At 40.2% G+C, this 18442-nt stretch carries 15 protein-coding genes, 1 pseudogene and 1 other annotated feature; of the genes and pseudogenes, 7 read left to right on the forward strand and 9 right to left on the reverse strand.

Features of this window, described 5'->3' with window-relative positions:
* Positions 1 to 48 precede the first annotated feature (48 nt).
* The 4 genes from ACTU7M_RS08265 to ACTU7M_RS08280 form a co-directional block, all read right to left on the reverse strand.
* Entirely contained in the window at positions 49 to 1359 is a 1311-nt protein-coding gene (locus ACTU7M_RS08265) for a hydroxymethylglutaryl-CoA reductase, degradative (RefSeq protein ID WP_443473916.1), read from the reverse strand.
* A 97-nt stretch (positions 1360 to 1456) separates the two neighbouring features.
* Positions 1457 to 2851, reverse strand: a complete 1395-nt coding sequence (locus ACTU7M_RS08270) for an L-cystine transporter (RefSeq protein WP_443473917.1) — start codon at positions 2849 to 2851, stop codon at positions 1457 to 1459.
* Between the two features lie 68 nt (positions 2852 to 2919).
* Entirely contained in the window at positions 2920 to 4392 is a 1473-nt protein-coding gene (gene thrC, locus ACTU7M_RS08275; RefSeq protein WP_443473918.1) for a threonine synthase, read from the reverse strand.
* Between the two features lie 119 nt (positions 4393 to 4511).
* Positions 4512 to 5117, reverse strand: coding sequence for a 50S ribosomal protein L25 (locus ACTU7M_RS08280; protein ID WP_443473919.1), 606 nt, complete (start codon positions 5115 to 5117; stop codon positions 4512 to 4514).
* Positions 5118 to 5312: 195 nt separating this feature from the next.
* Here ACTU7M_RS08280 and ACTU7M_RS08285 point away from each other — a divergent pair, with 195 nt between their 5' ends.
* Positions 5313 to 6227: an EamA family transporter gene (locus tag ACTU7M_RS08285; RefSeq protein ID WP_443473920.1), complete on the forward strand. Its 915-nt coding sequence runs from the start codon at positions 5313 to 5315 to the stop codon at positions 6225 to 6227.
* Between the two features lie 37 nt (positions 6228 to 6264).
* On the opposite strand, the gene ACTU7M_RS08290 is transcribed toward ACTU7M_RS08285, so the two are convergent.
* The 3 genes and pseudogenes from ACTU7M_RS08290 to ACTU7M_RS08300 form a co-directional block, all read right to left on the reverse strand.
* Positions 6265 to 7227 carry an aromatic acid exporter family protein gene (locus ACTU7M_RS08290; protein ID WP_443473921.1) on the reverse strand — a complete coding sequence of 321 codons (963 nt, stop codon included), beginning with the start codon at positions 7225 to 7227 and terminating at the stop codon, positions 6265 to 6267.
* Positions 7228 to 7241: 14 nt separating this feature from the next.
* A complete protein-coding gene (locus ACTU7M_RS08295; protein WP_443473951.1) occupies positions 7242 to 8138 on the reverse strand; it encodes an ABC transporter ATP-binding protein in 897 nt (298 codons plus the stop codon).
* A gap of 18 nt (positions 8139 to 8156) precedes the next feature.
* Positions 8157 to 8966: pseudogene (locus ACTU7M_RS08300) on the reverse strand (ATP-binding cassette domain-containing protein); the annotation flags it as partial.
* 167 nt (positions 8967 to 9133) lie between these two features.
* Positions 9134 to 9379, forward strand: a binding site (T-box leader).
* Between the two features lie 68 nt (positions 9380 to 9447).
* On the opposite strand from ACTU7M_RS08300, the gene ACTU7M_RS08305 reads away from it, so the two are divergent.
* The 3 genes from ACTU7M_RS08305 to ACTU7M_RS08315 are packed head-to-tail and all read left to right on the forward strand — an operon-like array spanning position 9448 to position 14180.
* Entirely contained in the window at positions 9448 to 10869 is a 1422-nt protein-coding gene (locus tag ACTU7M_RS08305) for an ABC transporter permease (RefSeq protein ID WP_443473922.1), read from the forward strand.
* A 5-nt stretch (positions 10870 to 10874) separates the two neighbouring features.
* Positions 10875 to 12341: an ABC transporter permease gene (locus ACTU7M_RS08310; RefSeq protein WP_443473923.1), complete on the forward strand. Its 1467-nt coding sequence runs from the start codon at positions 10875 to 10877 to the stop codon at positions 12339 to 12341.
* Positions 12342 to 12371: 30 nt separating this feature from the next.
* A complete protein-coding gene (locus ACTU7M_RS08315; RefSeq protein WP_443473924.1) occupies positions 12372 to 14180 on the forward strand; it encodes an ABC transporter substrate-binding protein in 1809 nt (602 codons plus the stop codon).
* A gap of 306 nt (positions 14181 to 14486) precedes the next feature.
* Here the strand turns inward: ACTU7M_RS08315 and ACTU7M_RS08320 are convergent, their stop codons facing one another.
* Complete coding sequence (locus ACTU7M_RS08320; protein ID WP_443473925.1) at positions 14487 to 15224, reverse strand: nuclease-related domain-containing protein; 738 nt, start codon at positions 15222 to 15224, stop codon at positions 14487 to 14489.
* Positions 15225 to 15381: 157 nt separating this feature from the next.
* Here ACTU7M_RS08320 and ACTU7M_RS08325 point away from each other — a divergent pair, with 157 nt between their 5' ends.
* From ACTU7M_RS08325 to ACTU7M_RS08335, 3 genes are all read left to right on the forward strand, one after another.
* On the forward strand, positions 15382 to 16041 hold the full coding sequence (locus tag ACTU7M_RS08325; RefSeq protein ID WP_443473926.1) for a deoxynucleoside kinase: 660 nt from the start codon (positions 15382 to 15384) through the stop codon (positions 16039 to 16041).
* A 125-nt stretch (positions 16042 to 16166) separates the two neighbouring features.
* Entirely contained in the window at positions 16167 to 16424 is a 258-nt protein-coding gene (locus tag ACTU7M_RS08330; RefSeq protein ID WP_443473927.1) for a YkvA family protein, read from the forward strand.
* A gap of 81 nt (positions 16425 to 16505) precedes the next feature.
* The gene (locus tag ACTU7M_RS08335; RefSeq protein ID WP_443473928.1) at positions 16506 to 17303 is read left to right on the forward strand and encodes a Cof-type HAD-IIB family hydrolase; all 798 of its coding nucleotides are present in this window, start codon (positions 16506 to 16508) and stop codon (positions 17301 to 17303) included.
* A 493-nt stretch (positions 17304 to 17796) separates the two neighbouring features.
* On the opposite strand, the gene ACTU7M_RS08340 is transcribed toward ACTU7M_RS08335, so the two are convergent.
* Complete coding sequence (locus tag ACTU7M_RS08340) at positions 17797 to 18372, reverse strand: NADPH-dependent F420 reductase (protein ID WP_443473929.1); 576 nt, start codon at positions 18370 to 18372, stop codon at positions 17797 to 17799.
* Positions 18373 to 18442 lie beyond the last annotated feature (70 nt).

The raw sequence follows: 18442 nt of genomic DNA on the forward strand, positions 1-18442 counted from the left end.
GACAAAAGGCAGCCCCGAACCACTTTTTGTCACACTCCCTTTCTTTTGTTAAAGGGTTCGACTGTTCCGGTGTTTTTCCAGAATCTCTTGTGCGGTTGCCAAATTCATATTTTTTACTTGTTTCAATTGTTCAGAGACAATGGCGATTTCTTCGCCGATCGCCCCAGCGCTGATTGCAAGCGAACGGGAATGGAGCCCCATATGTCCGCGTTGAATGCCTTCAGTGACTAGTGCCCGCATGGCAGAAAAGTTTTGTGCCAAACCAGCTGAGACAATGATCGATTCCAGTGTTTCTGCATCCGGATGTCCCATTAATTCGTGCGCCATTTTTGCTCCTGGGTGGAATGAAATGGATCCTCCGACCGTTCCTATTGGCAGAGGTAGGGTAAGCTCACCCACTAAATCGCCATTATCACCTTTTGTCCACTTGGATAAACTACGATACTGGCCACTTCGAGCAGCATAAGCATGCGCACCCGCTTCAATGGCACGCCAATCATTCCCCGTCGCCAACACCACAGCGTCGATTCCGTTCATAATCCCTTTATTGTGTGTCACTGCCCGATAAGGGTCGACTGTTGCCGCTTGAGAAGCCAATATGATGCGATCTCGAACTTCTTCGCCACTCCAGTTTCCCTTTGCCAATGCATCAGCAGGAATGCGGCAAGTCGCGGTTGCCAAGCATTCAGTCGCATAATTGGAAAGGATTCCCATTAAGGCCTTCCCACCCGATAATTCTTCAACCAAAGGAATGCTGGCTTCCATCATCGTGTTAATAATATTGGCACCCATCGCCTCCAATGTTTCAATATAAAGATGTAGGATTAAGAATTCAGGGGAGCCTGATGCTACGTCCGCTTCAATATGTCTCACGCCAATCGCATCCGCGCCGCCCCCACGTTTGACAATGGAAGGGTGGGCTTGGTTAGCGGTCTGAATAATTTCGATTTCCTCGTCTTCCAACACCGCAATCGCTTTTCGACAATCAGGAATTTCCGTTAAGATAACTTGCCCGATCATCGTTCGGGGAGTAACTGCTGTTTGAAAGCCCCCATGAGCAGCAAATAGCTTCGCCGCAGAGCTTGCCGCTGCTAAAACAGAAGGCTCTTCGACGGCCATGGGAACAACGTATGCAACATCATCAACTAAAAAATTTAATGCAAGTCCAAAAGGTAGTTGGTATGTTGCAAGTTGGTTTTCGATCATGCTGTCGGCGATTTCCGGAGCTAAAGCCAAATCATCATTGAAAGCAGCCGCTTTTTCTTCGTCCAGGAACCCTGATTGAATTAAAGCTTCCAAGCGTCCCGTTTTATTTTTTTGATAAAATTTTTCTAGGTAACGGATATCTTTTTCTCTCATCATCATTCTCCTCAGTTATAAGTCACTATCATCATACCAGAATTTATATATGCAATAAACAAACAAAAAGCCAGCCGCAAGGACTGGCTTAAATCTATTATAGACTTTCTCTTTCCACTGTCGCTTCGGGATTCATTAAGATAGAGCTATCGTAATCTCCGATTACATTGGACGATACAATACCCGCAACCATAGAATCGTTCACATTTATCATTGTCCGCATCATATCGATAATAGGTTCAACCGAAATAACCAAACCTACAATCGCAATCGGTAAGTTTAGTGTACTCAAGACAATAAGGGCAGCGAACGTTGCACCACCACCGACACCCGCTACACCGAAAGAACTGATTGTGACTACAAGCATTAAAATTAGAATAAAACCGATACTTGTCACATCAATGCCTACTGTCGGAGCTACGATGGTTGCTAACATAGCGGGGTAAACACCCGCACAGCCATTTTGACCAATTGAAACGCCAAAACTAGCCGAGAAGTTTGCTGAAGCATCATCGACGCCCATGGCTTCCGTTTGCGTTTTAATATTAAGGGGTAATGCCCCCGCGCTGGATCGTGCCGTAAAAGCAAAACTCAAAACTGGAAAGGCCTTTTTGAAATAAGCTATCGGACTCACTTTTTGACTTATCAAAATAGCGGAATGAACAAGCAGAACCACAATGAGGGCGGCATAAGAAGCAAGGACAAAAATACCCAAATTGATAATCGCCTGGAAACTCGAGGTCGCCATCATCCGTGTAGTTAACGCCAGGATACCAAAGGGAGTTAGTCGCAACACCAATGTTACAATACGCATAACGATAGCGTGTAAAGCGTCCAAACCTTTTCTAAAAGTAGCGGCATGTTCAGGTTCTTTACGTTTAATCCCCATATACGCTAAACCTGTAAACGAGGAAATAATCACCACGGCTATCGTGGATGTGTCTCGTAAGCCAGCGAAATCTTCAAAAATATTGGTTGGAATAAACGATAGAATTTGTCCTGGAATGGTTAATCCTTCCACTTGTGTTTGGCGTTCAGCCAAAGCCTCGATCCTAGCAGCTTCTGCCGCCCCTTGAGTAAATTGCGCACCGTCCAGATTAAAAATCAGGACAAAAGCCCAACCGATGAATGCGGCAACAGCTGTCGTAGCCAGTAAAGTAAACAATACCGAGCCACTGATTTTACCGAGATTTTTTGTTTGTTCAATTTTAGTAAAGGCACCGACAATTGATACAAAAATCAACGGCATTATTAACATCCGTAATAAACTTACGTAGCCTGAACCAACGATATTGATCCAATCAATGAAAGTGGTTGTCGTTTGGCTGTCGGAACCGAAACTAAGCTGCACGATCGTTCCAAAAACAAGACCTATAATCAAGGCAGTAAAAACACGGGTCGTGAATTTTACATGCTTAGCAGCCATGCGATAAAGAATGAATAGTAGAACAGAAAAAATAAGCAACAAGGCCAACAAAATAAAAATATCCATATCAATTCCTCCTTGGGTTTCTAAGCCCATTATAGAGGAATAAATATGGATATTCGAATATTCAGACTTTAGAGCCCGAGTTCATTAATTACCGCTTGCTTCATGGCTTGCACTGGCACAACGGTATGATGCAGAATTTCCCCATGAAGCGCTTCTTGGATTGCAGGGGGGAATGGCTGCTTGGCACATTCATGCAATTTGTTTAATGCGGATTCCAAGTTGGTGATGTTAAATTCTGGATCCAAAGCTTTTAGAACCGCTTCTGGGAATTTATAAGGACTGGCAGTGGATGCAATCACCATTGGTTTGTCATCCTGAAACTGATCAGCTACATAAGCGGCAACTGCAGTATGTGGATCAATCGTATAACCTGATTCATCATAAACAGCCTTAATTTGTGTTTGTACATTTTCTTCAGTGGCAAAGCCCGCTTTAAAATCAGTTGCTTTACTCATCATCTCAGCAGTCACTTGATACTGTCCTTCTGTAGATAAAGAAGTCATGTATTCCTTTATCAAACCTGCGTCCTCATTTGTAAGGTGGTATAACAACCGTTCCAAATTACTGGAAACCAATATATCCATGGAAGGGGAAGTGGTAAGAATAAAATCACGGTTGCGATCATATGAGCCAGATTTGAAGAAATCGGTTAAGACATTATTCTCATTTGACGCCACAATCAAATTCGCAATAGGTAATCCCATCTGTTTCGCATAGTAACCCGCTAAAATATTCCCAAAGTTACCAGTCGGGACACAAACATTCATTTCTTCCCCAACTTTAAGTTTACCGGATTTCAGCAACTGAGCATAAGCATGCACATAGTACACGATTTGTGGGACTAGGCGGCCAATGTTGATGGAATTCGCCGAAGAAAATTGCAGGTTATGATCTGCCAACTTAGAGCGAAGCCCTTGGTCAGCGAACAAGGCCTTAACCTGGCTTTGAGCATCGTCAAAGTTCCCCTCGATGGCTATAACAGAAACGTTTTCCCCTGTTTGAGTCAGCATTTGGCGTTCCTGGAACTCGCTGACACCGTTTTTAGGATAAAAAACGATAATTCTTGTCCCGGGAACATCCTCGAATCCGACCAAAGCTGCTTTTCCCGTATCACCACTCGTGGCGGTCAATATGACTATTTCTTTGTCGTTGTTATTTTTTTTGGCAGCTATTGTCATGAATTTAGGTAGAATAGACAGTGCAACATCTTTAAAAGCAATCGTCGGCCCGTGGAAAAGTTCCAAATACTGTTTATTGCCTACTTCGACAAGCGGCGTGATAACATCCGATGCAAATTTTTCACGATAAACGGTGATGCATTCTTTTAGCTCAGATTCGGTAAAATCACTGAGGAAAGCTTTTAAAACTACTAAGGCGATTTCTTCATAAGACTTTTCAGCTAACTCGTTTAGATTTGAAGACAGTTTAGGGATGTAAGCTGGAACATACAATCCGCCATCTGGTGCAATTCCAGTTAATATAGCTTGTGAAGCGGTAGCTGTTAGGCGTTTGTCGCGTGTACTGTGATAAGTTAATGCCATAATTGATACTCCTTTTTCAAATGAGGATTTTCTAATAAAAGTATGACACAATCATGTCTAAAACTCAATGAATTTTGGACATAATAAAAAGCCTCGAAAAATCTCGAGGCTTTTTGACATTATTCTTCTTTTTCACCAATTACTTCTGGTTCTGCTGCTTCAGCGTCTCCTTCAGCTGTCTCTTCTTCAACACGCGGTGCTGAAACAACCACTACTGTTTCCTCTGGTTCAGCCAATACAGTAACGTTTTTTGGAACCGATAGTTCAGATGCATGAACTGTATCTCCAATAACCAATTCACTTACGTCCACCGTGATTTCTGATGGAATGTTGGCTGGGTCAGTTTCCACTTCAACCTCGTTCAAGGTTTGGGTTACGACACCTTCCTTAACATCATCAAGACCTTCCAGAATGATGGTAACTGGGACAGTAACTTTTTGACCTTTTTTAAGTGCATTTAATTCCACGTTATAAATTTCTGGTTTTAGAGCAGAGTGATCAACGTGTTTGATCAATACTTGTCTTTCCTTTCCATCTAATTCAATGTTGAAAACAGCGTTACGTCCAAGTTGGCGCAACACATCATCGAATTCCTTGCGGTCAATCAAGACAGGAGTAGTTTCCACGTCTGTTCCATAAATGATAGCAGGTACTTTATTGTCGTTTCTAGCTTGTTTAGAAGCAGACGTACCTAGTCTTTCTCTTTTTTGAGCTTTTAGTTTCATAAATATTTCCCTCCATAACGCGCTATTAATTTAATGCGCATAATATACAAATAGTGTAACACCTATTTTAAAAAATAGCCAATGATATGCTTAAAACGCTTGCATACATAAAATGAAATTTATGGTTGTCCTTTAGGGCCTACCTTTAGTATACTCATACAGTATTAAAAATAAAATTCAAAGGAGTTGATAGGAATGTGGTGGTTCATTCCCGCTATAGTTGCCACTGTTGCATGGGGGACAGCTGATTTATTTTATAAGAAAGGTGCCGATCCAGCTGATAAATACAGTTACCTAAAAACGGTTATCATGGTCGGTCTAGTTATGGGACTGCATGCCGTCTATGTACTCCTGGTTGAGGGTATTCAATACGATCCAAGTTATTTAATTAAATACTTACCGGTCTCATTCTTTTATATTGTTTCCATGGCAGTTGGTTATGCCGGATTGCGCTTTTTGGAATTATCCATTTCATCACCTGTGCAAAATTCGTCTGGTGCCATTGCCGGATTGTTGACGTTTATTTTCCTTGGACAAACAATGACGTCGATTCAATTCTGGGCAGTAGCCTTGATCACGGTAGGCGTTATTTTGTTGGGTGTTTTCGAACATCAATTAGCTGAAAAAGAGCGATTGGAAAATAAAGAAGTGGTCGATCGTAAATATAAATATGGTGCTTTGGCATTAATATTCCCGCTATTATATGCACTTTTGGATTCACTAGGAACTTTCGCCGACGCTTGGTTCTTTGATTTTTATGCACCAGTGGATGACGGTACATTGGAAATGCAAGCCAACTTGTCATATGAATTTACATGGCTATTGGTTGCTGTTATTGCTTTTGTATATGTCGTGATGATCAAGAAACAGTCATTTAAATTCAAGGATCAAAAAGATCGTGGTTTGGCGGCTGTTTTCGAAACACTCGGTCAATTCTTCTATGTGTATGCCATTAGCTCAAATGCAGTGGTTGTAGCACCCATGATTTCTGCGTATTCTGTGGTCTCAGTAATATTGTCCCGCATTTTCTTGAAAGAAAAATTAACAACCAAGCAATACCTGGCTATTACGGCAATTATCATTGGAATTATCTTTTTAAGTATTGAATAATAAAAATAGAGAGTAGCGCCATTTCAGACGCTGCTCTCTATTTTTTTGTATTCAATCCGTATTCATCATAAAATGATTTTTTTATCTGAATAAAGCGGGTAAAGTCATTTAAGATTTGAAATAGCAAAGCACGATTCTCAAACTCTGACCGTGATTGTGGCAATTCACTATTGCGAAATTCTTCTAGTAATAATCTGATATCTTCCAGTAAGTATTCACCGGTATTAAATTCGTGTAACTGGTCAGCGGTCAAATACAAGAGACCGGACAATATTTTTCCTTCTTTAACCGGTATTGTACAGAGGGAGATATTTTGCTGGATATAACGTAATACACGATTTTGATTTTTGCGCATCTCGAAATAATTCAGATAGTAATGGGATTCTTTCCACGGACGATTTTCAGACTCTGCTAACACCAAATCTGAAGCTTGATCCAACATAGTTTCCAAATCATCTAGTTCTGTGGGGGTCATTGTACTGTTACGCAGTAAAGCATCCGACATGTCGACTAAAATATCTTTCATTTTTTTATCAGAAGCATTCATCAATGCTAAAATGTTTCCCTCATTCGACGGCATGTACAAGTTTACTAAAATGGCGATACCTGCCCCAATCAACATCAAAAATAATTCGTTGCTGATCCAACTCCAAGCGACACTTTCTTCCAGCAAGAGATGGGTAACTAAAACTGAACAGGGGGCAACACCAGACTCGACGCCCAATTTATACGCAAGTGGAACGTAAACTAAAAGGTAAATAGCAAATACATGTGTTTCGAATCCCAGGAAATGAAATAAAACTCCTGCCGTTCCCAGTGCTAAAACAGTTGAAATAACACGCTGTATAGCTGTTAGCCAAGAAGATTTATTTGTATCCAGGACACTCAGAATCGCAATGATTCCAGCGGAGACAGAATAAGATAATCCCACAAAATTTGCCACCAAAATGGCAATAAAAGCCGCGAGGCTAATTTTAATAGTTCGTAACGTCAGAGACATTTAACCGCTCCTTTTTAGCAATATACCCAGTGATGTGGGGAAACTTCCTTGAAAGACTCCCCTTGATATTCTTTCAGTTCGCTTTCAACCTTAACCACAGCTTCGCGGTTCGCTTCATAAGTTGGGTCAGGAATGGGGATTGCTGATAATAACTTTTTGGTATAGGGGTGAACCGGATTAGCGAATAATTCTTCAGCGTCAGCAAGCTCTACAATTTTACCGTTGTACATCACTGCCACGCGATCGGAAATTTGTTTAACCATTGCCAAATCATGGGCAATGAATAGATAGGTCAAACCAAGTTTTTCTTGTAGTTCTTCCAATAATTCCACAATTTGCGCTTGAATGGAAGCATCCAGGGCAGATAGAGGTTCATCCAAAACAATAAAAGTTGGATCAACAGCTAAAGCCCGCGCAATTCCAATCCGTTGACGTTGGCCACCGGAAAACTCATGCGGATAACGTTCCGCAAAAGAGGCATTTAATCCAACTAACTCCAACAATGCAAGGATACGATTTTTACGCTCCTCTTTTGTTTTTACCAGACCATGAATATCAAGTGCCTCACCAATGATGTCCTGGATTTTCATCCGGGGATTCAGGGAAGCATAAGGATCCTGGAAAATCATTTGCATGTGTTTGCGCATGGCTTTTAGTTCGTTAGATTTAAGGTGGTTAATGTTAAACCCTTCAAAGATAGTCTCGCCAGAATCAGGTTCATGTAAACGCAAGATAGTTCGGCCCGTTGTTGATTTTCCAGAACCAGATTCACCCACTAAACCGAGTGTCTCACCGCGAAAAATAGTGAAATCCAAATGGTCGACGGCAGTGACTTGCTGATTGCGTCCGTAAGGGAAAGCTTTCGTTAGTTGGCTGATTTCCAAAATTGGTTCGCGTTTGCCAGCGTGGATTTCTGCCAATTTTTTACGTTGCTGTACTGATTTTTCTTTATGCAGGTTTGGAATAGCAGCCAATAATTTTTTTGTGTACGTGTTTTGCGGGTTTCGAAAAACGGAAAGAGTTGAGCCTTTTTCGACTACTTTACCATCCTTCATCACGACGACATTATCACACATATTCGCTACTACGCCAAAATCGTGCGTAATTAAAATGATGGCCATTCCATATCTTTTTTGTAAATCTTTTAATAATTGTAATATTTGGGCTTGGATTGTTACATCCAGAGCAGTAGTCGGTTCGTCAGCGATAATCAGGGATGGATTACATGCTAAAGCCATGGCAATCATCATCCGCTGACGCATGCCACCTGAAAATTCATGAGCGTATTGTGTATAACGATAGTCAACGTTATTGATACCGACATCTGCCATGATTTCTTTAGCCCGTTTTTCTGCGTCTTTAGCACTCAATTTCTCATGAAAACGTAAAGATTCCGTGATTTGTTTACCCATGGTCATGGTTGGGTTCAAGGAAGTCATCGGGTCCTGAAAAATCATCCCGATGTCATTGCCTCGGATACGTTGCATTTCTTTCTCTGAATAATTCATTAATTCTTTCCCCATGTACACGATGCTGGATTCAGGGTGTAAATGGGCATTTGGTGCCAGAAGTTGCATGATTGAGCGGGCTGTCACACTTTTCCCACTGCCGGATTCGCCCACAAGTCCAATTGTTTCACCGGCTGCAACGTCAAAAGAGACATTAGAGACGACTTTCTGGACTGTGGAACCCGTTGTGAAGGAAACGGATAAATTATTTACGGATAATATATTGGTCATGATTTTGTCCTTTCTTGGTTATCTGTTTAGCTTATCAAAAAATAGCACGACTTTGAAAAAAATGAAAGTCTTTATTATTATTGGACTGAAAAAAAGTAAGTTAAAATGCTTGACGAAAAAAAACCCCTCTGATATATTATTCATTACAGATTTGAATATTTTAATATTGAATGACTATGAAAAGAAAAGTACAAGTGGCGTAATAGCAAAGCGAGTCCCGTTTGGTGTGAGGGGAACTAGGACAATATTTGGAAGTGCATCTTGGAGTCGTATGGGTGAGTGTTTATCAGCCCATAACGGGTTTGCCCGTTATAGCAAAGCAGTATCCTTTTTTAGTGTACTGATTGAGAATGATACCCCATCTGCAGGGTGTCTCGTTAAGGTGGAACCGCAAATTTATTTTTGCCCTTAAATAGCCAGGCTTGTTTAGCCGGTTATTTGAGGGCATTTTTTATTTTTATGGAAAAGGGAGGAAACGATTGTGGCAGAAGATGCTCGTTTATTAAAATCCATTCACTATTATTATGAGCGGGCCTACCGTAAAAAAAGTTGGCGTTTTGGATTAATATTTTTTGGGATTTTATTTCATATTGTTGTCGCGGCTAAGCATTTTTTAGGGGGCAAACACGTTAATGAACCCGATTGGCAAGCGGAATTCTTAAAAAGTGGTCAAGCAGAGGCACTAAGAAACAAGCTTGAAAAGCAAGAAAAAAATAAAAATAGCTATTTAAATATCCAAAAATCAGCTGCACAGGTGAAGGCTGATGTGGAAAAGATTTTCCAACTGGAATCCGGCAAAGAAATTACCCGGATGAAAGAGACTTATTACACTGAAAAAATTATAAACCCACAAAGTTATCTGAAGACAACGCTTGATATACTTGATTCGTGGCCAGGGTTTATTTTATCCTTTATTTTGGGATGGCCGATGTATTTCTATCTGTTGGTGGTTTCCTTGCCAACCTTAAACTATATCGTGAATCGTTTGGTGATGATGTTATTTGTTATCGTTGGCGTAACGGTGATTGTCTTCACACTGTTGTATTTTTCGCCATCAGACCCGGCAGTAAATATTCTGGGTGATCAGGCGACCCAAGAGCAGTACGAAGCTTTCCGCCAACTTCATGGTTTGAATGATCCCTACTTGGTTCAGTTAGGCAGGACCATCAAAGGTATTTTCACTTTTGACTTAGGCAATGCCTACCAAGGAAACGAGCAAGTGGTATCCACCATTATGCGACGCTTCCCGGTTACCTTGCAATTAACACTCATGGCTTTGACATTGTCATTATCCATTGCTTTACCAGCCGGCATTTATGCGGCAGTCAAAGCAAACTCAACCTTCGATAATTTGTTCATGTTGGTTGCTTTGATCGGTATTTCAATCCCGAGTTTCTGGCAAGGCTTGATTTTTATTTTGAACTTTTCGATTAACCTCGGTTGGTTACCCGCTACATATAGTACAAGCAACACTTGGTCGCTTTTGATGCCGGCCGTTGTTCTGGGGACCGGCTTGATGGCATCGGTAGCACGGATGACACGTTCATCCACGCTGGAAGTCATCAATGAAGACTATATATTAACCGCGCGTGCCAAAGGATTATCGCATACGCGTGTCATTCTGCGCCACGCTGTTCCAAATGCCTTGATTCCGATCGTAACGGTTGTAGGTCTGCAATTCGGGGGCATGTTGGGTGGATCCTCTGTAACGGAAAAAGTGTTTAACATTAACGGAATCGGAAGTTACATTGTTGATAAGCAATTTATTCCGGATATTCCGAGTGTGATGGGTGGCGTCATTTATATCGCCATCATCTTGTCAGTCGTAAATATGTTCATCGATGTTTTGTATAGTTTCCTGGATCCACGTATTCGTTCCCGAATCCAGAAAGGTAGGGGGTGATAACCATGATGAAAAGTTATCGCGGCAGACAGATGTTACGTTATTTTCAATTTAACAGCGGTTTGAGTTGGGGAATGACGGTTTTATTTCTGATATTGAGTGTTGATTTAAATCCTTTTACCTTAAAGGTGCCGCTGTTTATTTTAGGGATGGTCCATGCTGCCTTAAGTGTAATTCATTCCCTGATGTTAGGTAGAATCAAACAGACGCGTATTGATGCGGACAACCAACCTCTGGCTTTCAAAATAATGACTATCGTTTTGGTGGTAGGGCTATTCGCTGGAAATATCTTCACTTATTTATCAGGCATGGTCGCTTTGAAGAAAAATCCGAATGTCGGTTTTCTTTATTCCATATATATGGTTTTGGTTGATGTGATGCTCATTGCCCTCACGGCCCTGAATTTATTCAAACCCTTTGTTTCCAATACTTTTTTACCGACTTTATACCTATTGCTTGCAATATTGCTATTCCACATTTTAATCGTGGTGATGGGGCAAAAGTGGTATGGTTGGAATAGGAATGTGAAAATTGCTGTGTTGGGTTTGCTAGGGCTCACCGCTTTGGTTGGAAATGTAATGGCCATTTTAGTGGCTGTTTCGATGTATAAAACCAATCAAGATTTAGCAGGTGAGAGAAGGCAAACGAGCGTCCGGGAGAAACTGACCCGTAACCAGGCTGCATTACTGGGATTATCATTCATCACTTTCTTGATTTCGATTGCTCTGACCAGTAACTATTCCTTCAGCGAATCGTTTGCCGTTCAAAATAACTACGGTAATATTTTGCAACCCCCGTCATTGGCTTATCCATTTGGAACAGACAATTACGGTCGCGATGTTTTCTCACGAATCATCTTTGGTTCACAAATATCTTTATCGGTTGGCTTGTTATCAACGCTCTTACCGTTTTTCGTTGGTGGGACGTTAGGTGCTATTTCTGGATTTTATGGAAATACGACCGATAATGTGATTATGCGCTTGCTGGATGTTTTATACGCAATTCCAGGTATGCTATTGGCAATTACGATTGTGGCATCTTTTGGTGCTTCCACAACGAACTTGATTATCGCTTTAAGTCTAGGATCAATTCCATCATACGCACGGACGATGCGCGCCAACGTGATGCAAGTGGCCAACTATGAATACGTAGAGGCAGCGCGGGCATTGGGACAAGATAATAAAACGTTGATTTTGAAACATATCATCCCTAATGCAATGGCGCCGATGATTGTCCGTTCCACATTGACAATCGGTACGGCGGTTATTTCAACAAGTAGTTTGAGCTACCTGGGCTTGGGTGTTGAAGCCCACGTACCGGAATGGGGAAATATCCTCAGAATCGGTAGTCAATATTTAGAAACCAACCCATACCTGGCTATTTATCCAGGGTTGGCGATTATTTTATTAGTTTTATCATTCAACTTTTTGGGTGACGGATTGCGTGATGCGACCGATCCGAAATTAAATTAAAGAAAAAATATAATTGGAGGTTTACATATAATGAAGAAAAAATTATTACCGTTCTTGGCTACATCCGCTGCACTGGTATTGGCTGCTTGCTCCGTGCAAACAGAAAATGATGCCAATACAGGGTCAAATGCTGAATCGAATGTTTCGCAAACCACAGAGAAAACAACCATTGAAATTTTGGGTTCGAGTGCAAACGAAACGGACATGAATATCGTTCGTGACCAATTAATGAAAAATGGTTTTGACGTAAAATTAAACACACAACCGGACTACGCAAGCTTCTCGGCTCAAAAAGAAGCTGGTAACTATGACCTAGCCATTTCAAGCTGGACGACTGTTACAGGTAACCCAGACTACGCAGTGCGTTCATTGTTCATCACTGATGGTGATTACAGTATCATGTCTGATCCAGAAGTGGATGCTTTAATCAATCAAGCTGCTGTAGAAACACCGGAAGAATACCAAGCAACCTATAAAGAGTTGGAAGATGTTTTGGTTACTGAAAAAGCATATATTGCACCACTTTACACATCCTTAAAAGCACAGGCTTATAACAAAGAAGTATTAAACGGTGACTCTATCCGTCTTTCGAAATCACGTGCATTCGCTTGGGAACCTGTTTCTTTCGTGGATGAAGCGAAAAATGAAACAGACACATTGATGCTGACACAAACAATGGGCGATCTTACTTCCCTAGATCCAATCAAAGGAAATGACGGTTCCATCAACCAATTAAATACAAACATGTATGTGCGTTTGGTTAACTTGACTGACGACGACAAAGTCGTTTCTGATGGTTCACTTTCATATAATCACGTTATCGCTGAAGGTAATTCTGAATTTTATTTCGTATTACGTGATGATATCAACTTTGCGGCTGTTGAAAATGGAGAAGCGGTTGATACTGGTTTGATGGTAAGTGGTGAAGATGTTATTTTCTCATTGGAACGCGCTAAAGATGCAAACTCTGTTCCAGATCACCGTACTTATTCTCTGCACGAACATATCGATACGGTAGAATTAGTATCTGATGTTACTGAATTGGAAGACGTTCAGTTATCTGATGGTTCAGGAAATGTTTTGGATGCATTGGAAGAAGGATTGGATGCGCCGATCTCTGATACAGTTGAAGCGGCAGAAGAAGTTAACAATGATGAAGGTTCATATCAAGTTGTTAAATTAACGACAACTGAGGCTTTCCCGCAAGTACTGAACTACTTGGCCCACCAATCAGCTGGTATTGTTTCAAAACAACAAGTTGAAAGTGTCAACACTTACGATATTGCGTCGTTCGACCCGGCAACTGATATTGCATATGGTGACCAACGTGCAGTTATCAATGGCGATAATCACTTGTATACAAGCGGCCCTTACATCATGACTTCAAAAGACGATTACGAAGCAACTTTCCAAGCAAACCCTGGCTACCGCCCAGAAACAGAAGAAACTGCTCAAATCAAAAACGTTACCGTTCGTTTCATAGCAGATGCTGACAGTGCTTTGTCCGCTCTACGTGCAGGCGAAATCCACTTGCTATATGGATTGAACGAAACTAAATATGAAATCGTTGAAGAAGATGAGTCTCTAGCATTGCAAAGCATGCCAAGTAACGGTGTAGCTTACATGCTGTTCAACACATCTGGACGAGAAGTTTCCGAAAGCGAAAACTTGCGTAAAGCAGTATTGTTCTCAATTAACCAAGAAGAAATCAACTCTGCTTACGACGGTAAAAAACTACCAGCATACTCAACAGTTTCTCCATTAGTGGATACTGGAAATGAGTTAGTGGCTGATCCAGCTAAAGTAGAAGAATTCTACGAAGCTTATCTAGCAGAATAACCTGAATTTAAAATGACTTAGTCGGTTTTTAAGCTGACTAAGTCATTTTTAATTTAAACAAAGTGACTTACTACCAAAAATGATGGAGCAATTCACTTTAAATAATTTTAAAGTGACTTACTGAAGAAAATTGCGATGTTAGTCATTTTAAATCCTTGATTATATGTAATAGGCTCCTCTTTTTTTATTGATAACCTTAAAATTTTCCTTCAAGACCCTGGAACAGTGTTGTTGGCTGACCGATGCCCCACAAAAACCCTGTAAAATCTTACTTGTTAATTTTATATCGGGAAACAATCTACAAAGCTATTCGGCTGCGATTTGGATGGTGAGTGAGACTTTTTCTGAAGCCAAGCAATCGGAACAACTGTATTTTTTAGAATTGACAATTAAATCAAGAGACCCACATTGGACACAACGAAGACCTTTCTTTAAATCATGATATTCATAATCAGGAATGTTTTTCCTGAATACTTCAGGTTTCAAAGCCAACTTTTGGATAACCTCAGCGGCATCAATAATTTCTGTTGTTGGCTTGGGGAATTGTTTTATATATTCAATGTGCTCAGGAATCTGTGTAGGTAATATAAGAGCTTTCCCTCGTGGAGCGTTGAACAGGGTGAATTCTGAATGAACAAAAACAACAGCTGCTTTAACAGGTATGTGGCCAAAGCCCATTTCTTTCAATAGCTGTTTAAAATTATGCTTAGTTCTGGTTAATTGAATCAGGGGATTTGGGATTTCAAGTTTTTCACTTCTGGAAAAATATTCTTCATTGTATTCCCATTCAAAGCTATAATTCTTAACTTCGTAAATGAAGATGAATCCAGCAACACATACTAAATGGTCGACTTGGAACCTTTGACCGTTTTTTGGTTCAAGATATAAATCTGAAAGGGTAAAAAAACCTGACAATAAGGTTCGATAATTAATTTCTCCTAAATATCCTTTCATATTGATGGAAAGCTGTTTTTGTAGTTCAGTATTTGTTGCCATCCTCGCCGCCAATGATTCCAACAGCAACAATGTTTCTGATTTCTTCATCATATTTACTAACACCTCCTACATATATAAGCAAAAAATGCTTAAAAGCTTTTTTTAAAATAAAATATTATTGTGGCTACATATTGTGGTAGGTTTTATGGTATGATGCAACATGTTGTAATTCCTTGATGAATTAAGACAAAAAGGAAGGGATATGATGAGTGTGTTAGTTTTAGCGGGGATGATTGGTGCAGGAAAATCTACCTATACAAAAATGATTTCTAACAAGTTGGGAACGCAAGCTTTCTACGAAAGTGTTGACTACAATCCCATCCTTGATAAATTTTATGATGATCCAAAAAAATGGGCATTCAGCCTACAAATTTACTTCTTAAATGCACGTTTTAGAAGTATTAAAGATGCATTGGTGGACGATAACAACGTGTTGGATCGCTCCATTTATGAAGATGCATTATTCACCCATGTAAACCACCTGCAAGGTAACATTTCTATAGAAGAAATGGATATCTATAACGATTTGCTAGAAAATATGATGGAAGAACTACAAGGAATTCCGAAAAAAGCTCCGGACTTATTAATTTATTTAGATGGACCCTTTGAAATGATTTTGGAACGTATCCAAGAGCGTGGACGCGATTTCGAACAAATCAAGGACAATCCAGATTTATTAGCCTATTATCGTTTGTTGTTTGATAATTATGAGGCGTGGTTTGAAAATTATAATCACAGTGCGAAAATTAAAATAAGCATTGCTGATTACGATATTCTGAACTCCCAAGAGGACGCAGAGCGCGTGATGGAAGTAATCCAAAACGCCCTGATAGAAGCACGTTCTGAGTACGCGGTTAAAATTTAGTTTAATGCCTGATTCGATTGCCAAATCGAATCAGGCATTTTTCATCCTTAAGACTGATTTATCGAAAAACAATTTCTACTATAATGACTATGCATCAAAGAATTGAACGGAAAGGAAGATGCCTGATGCAAATGAGAGCGAAAAAGACACGTACCCCTGTTACCAAAGTGAAATCACTCGTCACTTCCTTGTTCGACACGAAAGTAAAACGACGCAGGAAATTGATGGTTCTGGGGATTATCCTCTATATAGTGAGTCCTGTTGACTTTATTCCGGATGTCATTCCAATGGCGGGATACGCGGATGATGTGCTCATCCCTATTCTATTGATGATTGCAGAAAAATTAATGTCTAGCGAAGATAACAAAGAACATGCAAAATAACTGCATGTTCTTTTTTTGTAAAAATGGTTATTTGGGCAGTTAATTGTTAAAATAGAAGCATCATAATTGAGAGGTGCATGTATGGCAATTAAACTGATCGCAGTGGATATGGATGGAACATTCTTGAATTCAGAGAAAACGTATGACCGTCCGCGTTTTGAAAAATTATTGGATCGCATGGATGAAAAAGGGATTCGATTTGTATGTGCAAGTGGAAATCAATTACCTAAGCTCAAATACTATTTTAAAAATCTAGAAGACCGGATAACTTTTGTAGCAGAAAACGGTGCCTATGTCGTTCATGGTGATGAGGTTCTGCTTTCGGCAGTAATGGAAGAAGAAATGGTCCAAAAAGGAATTAGTGCGCTCCAATCATATAGTAATGTCCCATTTCTTTTGTGTGGGGTAAAAGGGAGTTATTTGCCTAAAGGAGCAGATCAAAAATACGCTGATATCTTCAAGGAGTATTATTTAAACATAGAAGAAGTGAAGGACTTACATGAAATTGAAGATGAAATCTTGAGTTTTACCACCGTATTCCAGGTTACCGAAGTGCCGGACGTCCTGGAATATTTAGAAGAAAAAATAGGCGGTCACCTATCTGTTGTGGGTAGTGGTTTTGGATTTGTGGATATTCTTTTACCTGATATCAATAAAGGCCTGGGCATGAAAATGTTGCAAGAAAAATGGGGCATTACTGTGGATGAGTGTGCCGCCTTCGGAGACAGCCCCAACGATATTGAGATGCTTAAACAAGTCACTCACAGTTATGCTGTGGGAAATGCGGAGCCCTCTGTTAAAGCGGTGGCTACATATGAGATAGGGGACAATGACTCAACAAGTTTGTTGGACACTATTGAAGCCTTGTTGGCAGAATAAACAAAAACCAGCCCATTATGGCTGGTTTTTGTTTGGTTGACAAATTTAATTTTTGATGATAACGTGTATAAGTTAATTGATTATCGTTAAAGACCTCCAATTGAATCAAACGTTTAAAATGGAGGCAGTAAATTGCAAGTTATATATTGAAATTGATATTAAAGAAAGGAAAGAAATCTTATTATAGCAAAAATAAAAAATGCCAATGATCCAATCTATGATTCAGCAGCATCCTATATTGGCGCTGCTACGCGTGCTTTGACTGAAGCCCATGCTGAACCGGCAAGGGTCAAGATATACCATAATGGGAGTATTTATTTAGACCTTCCTTTAACAAAAGGTAGGTTAGTCTGTCCTGTTCAAGTGAACACTGGGCTATGGCAAGTAGAAATATGGGGCAATTATAAGGAAGAATCTAATAAGTGTTTATTAACTTCTGAACCAATTCATAAAAAATAAACTGAGTAAGGCTAGGTGCCTTGCTCAGTTTATTTTATTTGTATAAGTGGAATCCTTGTGACCAGCTGATTTTTTCTGCAGCCGCTAGCGAGATGTTAAGTAAGCCGACTGCCTCCAGTTCACGAGCACGTTTTAATTTGCCGGCATCCAGGATATCTAAGCCTGAACCCTCTACTGCATCGATTAATTTTTCTTTGGCGGATTCACTATCGCCTGCTACCAGTACTCTCGGTTTAACGTTATCGCCCACGGTCTTATTTGCTAATACAGCCGCAAACGTGGTATTAAAAGCTTTCAATAGATGAGAATCAGGCAGTTCTTTTGCGATTTCAGCTGTGGCTGAACTATCTGCAGGCACAACTAAATCATCAAACGTATTAAAGTCCAAAGGGTTAGTGATGTCTACAATGATTTTTCCTGTTAACTCTGCTTTGTATTTTTTGATGATATCTTTTACAGAAGGGTAAGGTACTGCAAAAACAACAATATCTCCAAGCGGTTTCACTTCATCCTCACGCCCAATAAATTCTACCGAATTACCAGCGTCTTCAAACCGAGCTTTCAAAGCGGAACCCATATTTCCACTACCAAATATACTGATTTTGGACATCTTCAACCATTCCTTTCTCTTTATTGTAAACGCAACCAATACAATTGAAGTATAGGATTAGTCGATAAAA

Origin of the sequence: Jeotgalibaca sp. A122 (genome assembly GCF_052266715.1) — a bacterium.
Classification (GTDB): domain Bacteria; phylum Bacillota; class Bacilli; order Lactobacillales; family Aerococcaceae; genus Jeotgalibaca.